This window comes from Pseudomonas sp. PS01298 (assembly GCF_029959745.1).
In the GTDB taxonomy this organism is placed as follows: domain Bacteria; phylum Pseudomonadota; class Gammaproteobacteria; order Pseudomonadales; family Pseudomonadaceae; genus Aquipseudomonas; species Aquipseudomonas aylmerensis.
Genome location: NZ_JASCPP010000015.1, coordinates 75,158 through 83,849, shown reverse-complemented (window position 1 = coordinate 83,849; position 8,692 = coordinate 75,158). Strand labels below are relative to the sequence as shown.

Annotated in this window: 5 protein-coding genes; all 5 read left to right on the top strand. The window is 63.5% G+C overall.

Annotation, left to right across the window (positions count from 1 at the left end):
- Positions 1 to 261 precede the first annotated feature (261 nt).
- The 5 genes from pgaA to QMX97_RS08795 all read left to right on the top strand — a co-directional run bounded on the left by pgaA (position 262) and on the right by QMX97_RS08795 (position 8,670).
- The gene (gene pgaA, locus QMX97_RS08815; RefSeq protein ID WP_065899520.1) at positions 262 to 2,742 is read left to right on the top strand and encodes a poly-beta-1,6 N-acetyl-D-glucosamine export porin PgaA; all 2,481 of its coding nucleotides are present in this window, start codon (positions 262 to 264) and stop codon (positions 2,740 to 2,742) included.
- Between the two features lie 12 nt (positions 2,743 to 2,754).
- A complete protein-coding gene (gene pgaB / locus QMX97_RS08810) occupies positions 2,755 to 4,752 on the top strand; it encodes a poly-beta-1,6-N-acetyl-D-glucosamine N-deacetylase PgaB (protein WP_201143289.1) in 1,998 nt (665 codons plus the stop codon).
- Positions 4,753 to 4,754: 2 nt separating this feature from the next.
- Complete coding sequence (pgaC, locus tag QMX97_RS08805) at positions 4,755 to 6,095, top strand: poly-beta-1,6-N-acetyl-D-glucosamine synthase (RefSeq protein ID WP_106805496.1); 1,341 nt, start codon at positions 4,755 to 4,757, stop codon at positions 6,093 to 6,095.
- A 2-nt stretch (positions 6,096 to 6,097) separates the two neighbouring features.
- Positions 6,098 to 6,580, top strand: a complete 483-nt coding sequence (pgaD, locus tag QMX97_RS08800; protein WP_065899523.1) for a poly-beta-1,6-N-acetyl-D-glucosamine biosynthesis protein PgaD — start codon at positions 6,098 to 6,100, stop codon at positions 6,578 to 6,580.
- 365 nt (positions 6,581 to 6,945) lie between these two features.
- Positions 6,946 to 8,670, top strand: coding sequence for a ShlB/FhaC/HecB family hemolysin secretion/activation protein (locus QMX97_RS08795; RefSeq protein WP_282396741.1), 1,725 nt, complete (start codon positions 6,946 to 6,948; stop codon positions 8,668 to 8,670).
- The last annotated feature ends 22 nt before the right edge of the window (positions 8,671 to 8,692 follow it).

The window sequence follows — 8,692 nt, the reverse complement described above, 5'->3', positions numbered from 1 at the left end:
GGGGTTGCCTGCGATAAGGGTCAAACGGTCGGCGCGTAGCCTTGCCGTCACCCCCTTATCGCACGCAACCCCGCTCCCCCATTCGCTTTTCAGAATCTGCAGCAATTCTGAACAATTGTTCTGAAATGTCCATTTCGATACAAGCGTCGGGGATAGTTCCTACAGGAAAGCTAGGTCGGGTCACGAGACGCCGACACCCTGAGGCAAATTGCTCAGGACCACCTATCGTTACAGCTTTCCGTGTGTAAGGAAGCTCACGATATGTTGCGAAACCTACCACTCAGTGCCACAGGACGGTTGCGACTGCTCATCGGGGTCGCCTTGTGCAGCCAATTGCTGGTCCCCACCTTCGCCATGGCCGATGCGGCCTATGACGCCCTGATCATTCAGGCGCGCAACGGCAACTTCACTCCCGCCCTCACGCAACTGCGCCAATGGCCCGCCGAGCGCCAGACGCCAGGCCAGATCAGTGACCATCTGGTGATCGCCGGCTGGGCCGGGCAAGACGCTGAAGTGCTGAAGGTGTACGAGGCCCAGGGCGCGAACCGCAACCTGACTTCCCAGGCGCTGGCCACCGTTGCGCGCACCTATCGCAACCAGAAGCAGTGGGCGCAGGCCGAGGCAGTCTATCGCCGCGCGCTGCTGCGTGAACCGAACAATGTCGACCTGCAACTGGGCCTTGCGCTCACCCAGGCCGACGGCGGCCAGGCCAACGAAGCCGTGCAGCGCACCCGCGCGCTGGTGGCGGCCAAGCCGGACGATCCCAACCGCCGCATGGCGCTGGGCTACGCGCTGACCCGTGCCGGTCTCAATTACGACGCGCTGTTCGAATTCGACCAGGCGTTTATCCGCACCGGCGACAAGCCGGAAGTCGCTCGCGAGTACATCGTCGCCCTGCAAAAGGCGCGCTTGCCGGAAGCCGCGCTGCGCCTGTCGGCCAAGCGTCCGGGCCTGCTGGATGATGTCACCCAGCGCCGCCTGGAAGGCGACGTGGCGGCCGAGCGTGTGCGCATGGCCGAGTTCGCTACGCGCACGGAGCAGGAACGCTATGTCATCGCCGACCGGGCGCTGCAGGACTACGACAAGCTGCTCGCTCGCTGGACCCCGGACCCCACTGCGCATGACGACGTCGTGCGCTGGCGCATCGACCGCCTCGGTGCACTCAAGGCCCGTGCGCGCATGGCGCAGGTCATTCGCGAGTACGAAACCCTCAAGAGCGAAGGCGTGCAGTTGCCGACGTATGCCGTGCGCTGGGTCGCCGCCGCCTACCTCGACCAGCGCGAGCCGGAAAAGGCCGAGCCACTCTATCGCCAGGCCATCACGGCGCCGGACGCCGACCCGGCGGACCATGTCGAAGACAGCACCGCGCTGTTCTATGCCTTGCTCGAGAGCGACAAGGTGATGGAAGCGCGCGAGGTCGCCAGCAACCTGGCCGACAGCCAGAACCCACGGGTGGAACTCAAGGGCCTGCCGATCGGCAACCCCAACGACAGCTGGATGGATGCGCAACAACTGTCGGCCCAGGCCGGCACTTACGGCGGCGACCTGCCAGGCAGTGAAGCCGGCCTCGAAGCGCTGGTGGCCAAGGCCCCGGGCAACGTCGGCTTGCGCCTGGCCCAGGCCGATATGTACCGCGCCCGTGAATGGCCGCGTCGGGCCGAGGGCAGCCTCAAGGAAACCGAAGCCCAGGCGCCGCGCGACATCGGCCTGGAAGTGAGCCAGGCCTACACCGCGATGGATCTGCAGGAATGGCGGCAAATGGACGCGCTGACCGACGACGTGCTCGCGCGCAACCCGGACAACCGCCAGGTGCAGCGCCTCAGCCGCCTGCGCGATGTACACGACATGGCCGAGCTGCGTGTCGAGGCCTACACCGGTAAAAGCTACGGCGGTGGCGGCAATGACGACGTGGGCGCGGTCGCGGGCAGCCGCGACTGGGGCATCGAAAGCGTGCTCTACAGCCCGCCCATCAATGAAGATTGGCGCGTGTTCGCCGGCGCCGGTTATGCCACCGCCGACTTCACCGAAGGCACCGGCCAGCACCGTTTCCAGCGGGTTGGCGTGGAGCAGCGCACCCGCGACATGACCCTGGAGGCTGAAGTCTCCAACCATTCCTACGGCTACGGCTCCAAGCAAGGCGCCGCGGTGTCGATCACCCGCGACATCAACGACAACTGGCAATACGGCGGCAGCCTCGGCTACCTGCTGGCTACCACGCCGTTGCGGGCGTTGAACGCCGACGTCACCGCCAACGGCGGCAGCGGCTTTATCCGCTGGCGCGCGAATGAAAGCCGCGAGTGGAAACTGTCCCTGAGCCCGTCCCACTTCAGCGACGGCAACAATCGGCTCGAAGCCTTGCTCACCGGCCGCGAGGGCATCTACAGCTCGCCCCATGTGCAAGTCGACCTGGGCCTGGAGGTCGGCGCGAGCCGCAACACCAAGGACGACACGGTGTACTTCAACCCCAAGTCGGACCTCAGCGTGTTGCCCAGCGTCACCGTCAATCATGTGCTCTATCACCGCTACGAGACCCAGTGGAGTCAGCAGTTCCAGGTCGGTGCGGGTACCTATAGCCAGCGCGACTACTCCACCGGCGGGGTCGGCCTGATCGGCTACGGCCAACGCATCCGCTGGAATGACGTGCTGGAAGCCGGCGCCAACCTGAGCTTGATCAGCCGACCTTATGACGGCGATCGCGAACGCGATCTGCGCCTGCTCGTCGACCTCACTTACCGTTTCTAGAAGAGCCTGACCATGACCGTCCTCAGCCGTTGCTTGTTGGTCCTGGGTGTATTGCTGGCCAGTGCCTGCGCCCAGCAACCCGCGCCTTACACCCCACCCGCCGAGCGGCCGACGCCGCCCAATGAGGCGCCGTGGCCGAAGAATCATTTCCTCGGCATCGCCTACCACGATGTCGAGGATCGCGACCCGGACCAGGCGGTGGTGGCGGTGCGCACCGAGCGGTTGATCGACCAATTGGCCTGGCTGCGCGAGAACGGCTACCAGCCGGTCAGCGTCGACCAGATCCTGGCTGCACGCAGCGGTGGGCGCGAGCTACCGCCCAAGGCCATCCTGCTCAGCTTCGACGACGGTTATTCGAGTTTCTACACCCGCGTGATGCCGATCCTGCGGGCCTATCATTGGCCGGCGATCCTGGCCCCGGTGGGCTATTGGATCGACACGCCGCTGAACAAACCGGTGGACTTCGCCGGCACGCCCCGCGCGCGCTCGGACTTCCTCACCTGGCAGCAGGTGAAGGAGATTTCCCAATCGGGCCTGGTGGAAATCGCCGCGCATACCGACGCCAGCCACACCGGCATCCTGGCCAACCCCCAGGGCAACCTGGAGCCCGCCGCCGCCACACGGCGCTACGATGCCGCTACCGGCAAGTACGAAACCGACGCGCAGTTCCAGGCGCGGATGCGTGCCGACGTGACGGCCATCTCCAACAAGCTGCGCGCCGTCACCGGCAAGGCGCCGCGTGTGTGGGTGTGGCCTTATGGCGCCGCCGATGGCACGTCCCTGGCCGTTGTGGGCGAGCAGGGCTACCAGATGGCCCTGACCCTGGACGACGGCCTCGACGATCTCGCCAACCTCAAGAGCAGCCCGCGCTTTCTGGTGGCGTCCGACCCGGATGGCGAGCACTACGCCAACGCGATTGTCGGCACCGAGACCAAGGCCTCGATGCGCGTGCTGCATGTCGACCTCGACAACGTCTACGACCCTGACCCGGCCCAGGAGGCGCGCAACCTCGACCAGTTGGTGCAGCGCGTGGTGGACATGGGCGTGAGTACCGTGTTCCTGCAAGCCTTCGCCGACCCCAAGGGCGACGGCCTGGTGCATTCGCTGTACTTCCCCAACCGCCACTTGCCGGTGCGCCGCGACCTGTTCAACCGCGTGACCTGGCAACTGCGCACCCGTGGTCATGTGGCGATCTTCGCGTGGATGCCGGTGCTCAGTTTTGCCCTCGACCCGGCGTTGCCGCGCGTCACCCGTTGGGACCCGAAGACCGGCCAGCTCGGCCTTGATCCGGACCAGTACAAGCGCCTGTCGCCGTTCGATCCGAAAGTGCGCCAGCAGATCGGCGAGATCTACGAAGACCTGGCGCGCAACACCGCTGTCGACGGCGTGCTGTTCCACGACGATGCGATCCTCTCGGACTTCGAAGACGCGAGCCCGGCGGCGCTCAAGGCCTACGCCGCCAACGGCCTGCCCGACACCATCGCTGCCCTGCGCGCCGACCCGGCCGTGATGCAACGCTGGACACGCTTCAAGAGTCGCTACCTGATCGACTTCACCCAGGAGCTGACTGCCAAGGTCCGCGCCATCCGTGGGCCGCAGGTGCAGACCGCGCGCAATATCTTCGCCGAGCCGATGCTCAACCCCGGCAGCGAAGCCTGGTTCGCGCAGAACCTCGATGACTTCCTCCAGACCTACGACTGGACCGCGCCCATGGCCATGCCGCTGATGGAAGGCGAAACGCTGAAGAACTCCAATGCCTGGTTGGAAAAATTGGTCGCCACGGTCAAGGCGCGCCCCGGTGCGCTGCAACGGACCGTATTCGAACTGCAAGCCAAGGATTGGCGCACCCAGGCCGCGCCCGATATCGACGGGGCGCAGATGGCACAGTGGATGGGTGTACTCAAACGCCAGGGGGTCACGAGTTTTGGTTATTACCCGGACAACTTCCTGGAAAACTCGCCGGATCTGAAGACAGTGCGTCCGGCCCTTTCCAACCAATGGAACCCTTGACCATGTTCGACAGAATCCTGGCGTTATTCGTGCTGGCACTGGTGTTGGGTGTGCCCCTGGGCCTGATCTTCCTGGTCACCGGGCAGTTCCTGATGGACTTCGTGTTTTTCTACCCGCTGTTCATGTCGGCGCTGTGGATCGCCGGCGGGCTGTATTTCTGGTTGCACTGGGAGCGCCACTGGCCGTGGGAAGAAGACACCCCGGCGCCGGTGCTGGCCGGCAACCCGCTGATCTCGATCATCATCCCTTGCTACAACGAGGGCGATAACGTCGCCGACACCATGGAGGCCGCGCTGGCCCAGGTGTACCCGAATATCGAGGTGATTGCGGTCAACGACGGATCCTCCGACAACACCGCCGCAGTACTGGACGCCCTGGCCTTGCAGCAGCCCCGCCTGCGCGTATTGCACCTGGCGCAGAACCAGGGCAAGGCGGTGGCGTTGCGCATGGGCGCCGTGGCCGCGCGCAGCGAATACCTGGTGTGCATCGATGGCGACGCGTTGCTGGATAAGAATGCGGCGGCCTACATGGTTGCGCCGATGCTCGACAACCCGCGCCTGGGCGCCGTCACCGGCAACCCACGGATTCGCACACGCTCGACGCTGATCGGGCGGGTGCAGGTGGGCGAGTTCTCGTCGATCATCGGCTTGATCAAGCGCACCCAGCGGGTGTTCGGGCGGATCTTCACGGTGTCGGGTGTGGTGGTGGCGTTTCGCAAGAAAGCGCTGGACCGCATCGACTACTGGAGCACCGACATGATCACCGAGGACATCGACGTCAGTTGGAAGCTGCAGCTCGATCACTGGAGCATCTTCTACGAGCCGCGTGCACTGTGCTGGATCCTCATGCCGGAAACCGTCGGCGGCCTGTGGAAGCAGCGCCTGCGCTGGGCCCAGGGCGGCGCCGAGGTGCTGTTCAAGAATATCCGTGGCATCTGGCAGTGGCGCCATCGCTACCTGTGGCCGTTGCTGTTCGAGTACTGCCTGTCCACAGGATGGGCCTTCACCTTCCTGCTGTCGGTGATCTTCTGGGGCGTGGGTAAATTCATCCCGCTGCCACAGGCAATTACCGTGGACTCCCTGGTGCCGCCGGCGTTTACCGGGTTGGTGCTGGCGATGGTGTGCCTGGTGCAGTTTGCGGTGAGCATCCTGATTGACCGGCGCTACGAGAAAGACCTGTGGAAAACCCTGTTCTGGACCGTGTGGTACCCGATGGTGTTCTGGCTGGTCAGCCTGTTCACCACTTTGGTCAGTTTCCCCAAGGTGCTGTTCAACCAGCACCAGAAGCGCGCCCGCTGGGTCAGCCCGGATCGCGGTATCAAACCCCTTGAAGAGGAGGCGTGAGCATGAAACTGGTCAGAACCCGCCAACGCTCCGTGATGTGGATCATCGATGTGCTGTTGACCCTGATGGCCTGGGCCGGCTTGATCTGGCTACTGGCACGCGGGATTACCTCGATGCTCGACACCCACGGCGGTCCACGTATCGAGGCGCCGATTTTTGCGGCGCTCAACACCCTGCAGGTTTACCTGTGGATTGCCTTGTTCAACGCCGTGATCCTGATCAGCTGGGCGCGCTACCAGCAACGCCGAGGCCGCAAGTTCGCCCAGCGTCGCGCCGAGGCCAAGGCCCTCACCGACCAGAACCTGAGCGACAGTTTCAGCCTCGGCGAGGGCGACTTGGAGCAACTGCGCCGGCCTGGCGTGCTGGTGATCCACAATGACGACGACGGCGGTGTGGCGGAGGTCAAATCCCATGTCTCGCGGGATGTGGAAAAGCCGGGGCTGACCCTGGTGCCTGGCCAGGATCGCAACAAAGACGCCAGCTAGGATTTACGCTGGAGAGTGTTCCCGCGCAATGTGGGAACACTCTTGGTTAATACCGATAAGTGGGATCCAATTCACAAAAACGCCGCGAACTTTTCTGCCTTTTCCGGTACTAACTTATCTCGGCAAGAACTTGATGGCTAACTAATGGCAACTTTCAAGTTCTCCGACGAATCGCCATCAAAACTATTGCCGCTTGTCGGAATAATACTGCCAGTCACAGGCTGTATTTCTTTTTGATGATTTTTAGTTGTTATTAATCAATAGGTTAAGTGAGTAGCTAGTACGGCTGTGCAACTAATCCAGTTTCTTGGGTTGGCGCAAGTTCGATGTTAGTTTGCCGCCCCTTGATTTTCGACGGATCGAACATGTTTTTGTTATCGCCACGGACTCGGTATTTGCTGTGTACTTTCCTGCTCGCTTATTTGAGTATGAACAGTGCCATGGCCGCCCCTACGCCAGGGGATCAGGACCTGATTCGCGACCGCCAGAACCGCCTTCTCGAAGAGCAGCGCCGGCGCCTGGAAGAACTTCAGGACCTGCCCGGCAAAGACACCAAGGCCCAGGCGCCGGCCACGCCCGTCGATACCCGCTGCTTCCCGATCCAGGACATCGAACTCAAGGGCGCCGACAGCCTGTCCGCCGCCGACCGCACGCGCCTGCTCAAGCCCTATATCGGCCAGTGCCTGGGCGTGGCACAGCTCAATGAACTGCTCAAGGTCATCACCGACTATTACATCGCCAAGGGCCGGGTCACCAGCCGCGCCTACCTGCCGCAACAAGACCTCTCCAGCGGTCACCTCCAGGTGCTGGTGGTGGAAGGCAAGCTCGAAGGCCTGAAGGGCGCCGAGGGCAGCAGCGTGACCGACCGTGAATTGGCCATGGCGTTTCCCGGCAAGGTCGGCGAGGCGCTCAACCTGCGCGAAGTCGAGCAACTGGTGGACCAGCTCAGCCGCTTGCCGTCCAAGCAGGCGCAGATGGAATTGATCCCCGGCAGGCAGGTCGGCGGCAGCGAAGTGGTGGTGAAAAACCAGCCGCAAAAGCCCTGGCGCGCCAGCCTGTCGCGCAACAATGACGGGCAGAAAAGCACCGGCGAACAGCAATGGGGCGCGGGCCTGGAGTGGGACAGCCCGCTGGGCCTGGCTGACCAGTTGATAGTGCGCGGCGGCCACGACGCGATCAGCGACCACCAGAAAACCTCGAAAAGCAGCATGCTCTACTACAACCTGCCGTGGGGCTGGTGGAACTTCAGCTACAGCTACAGTGAAAGCGACTACCGCACGCCAGGTGACCTTCAGGGCTACAAATACAAGCAGACGGGCGACAGCCAGAACCACCAGCTGCGCGCCGAGCGCGTAGTGCATCGCGATGACGTGAGCAAGACTTCGGTCAACGTCGGCCTCACTCATTTGCGCACCAACAACTACATCAACGACGAGCGCCTGGGCGTCAGCAGCAACCGCCTCAGTGAGTTCCAGGTCGGCCTCAGCCACGGGCGGCGGATCGCCAGTGCCTTCGTCAACCTGGACGTTGGCATGCAAAACGGCATCGGCGCCTTCGATGCCCAGCGCGACGAACAGCGTCGCGACGGCTTCGGCAACCTCACGCCCACCCCTCGCTACCGTAAATACACAGCCACCGCCAGCTACCTGCAGCCGTTCACGCTGTGGGGCGAGTCGTTCAGTTTCACCAGCCTGGCCACCGGGCAGCGCAGTGAAGATGTGTTGTATCCGTCGCAACGCATGAGCCTGGGCGGCTCCTACTCGGTGCGCGGGTTCAAGGACCAGCAACTGAACGGTGACAGCGGCGGCTACTGGCGCAACGACCTGCGCTGGACCCGTCCGGTCACGGTCGGCTGGCTGCGCCCGGCCTTGCTCGAATACGGCGCCGGCGTCGGTTACGACCAGGGCGTGATTCGCAATGACCGTTACAACGACACCCAGCATGGCCGGGTGTCGAGCAACTCCGTTGAGTTGTTCGCGCGGGGCAAATACGTCAGCACCAGTGTGACGTTTGCCCATTCCCTGGAGCGACCTGGCGTGGTGACCGAGCGCGAAGCGCCGATCTACTTCCGCCTGGATTTCTTCCTGTAATTCAACGCCGCTGCCGTGAGAT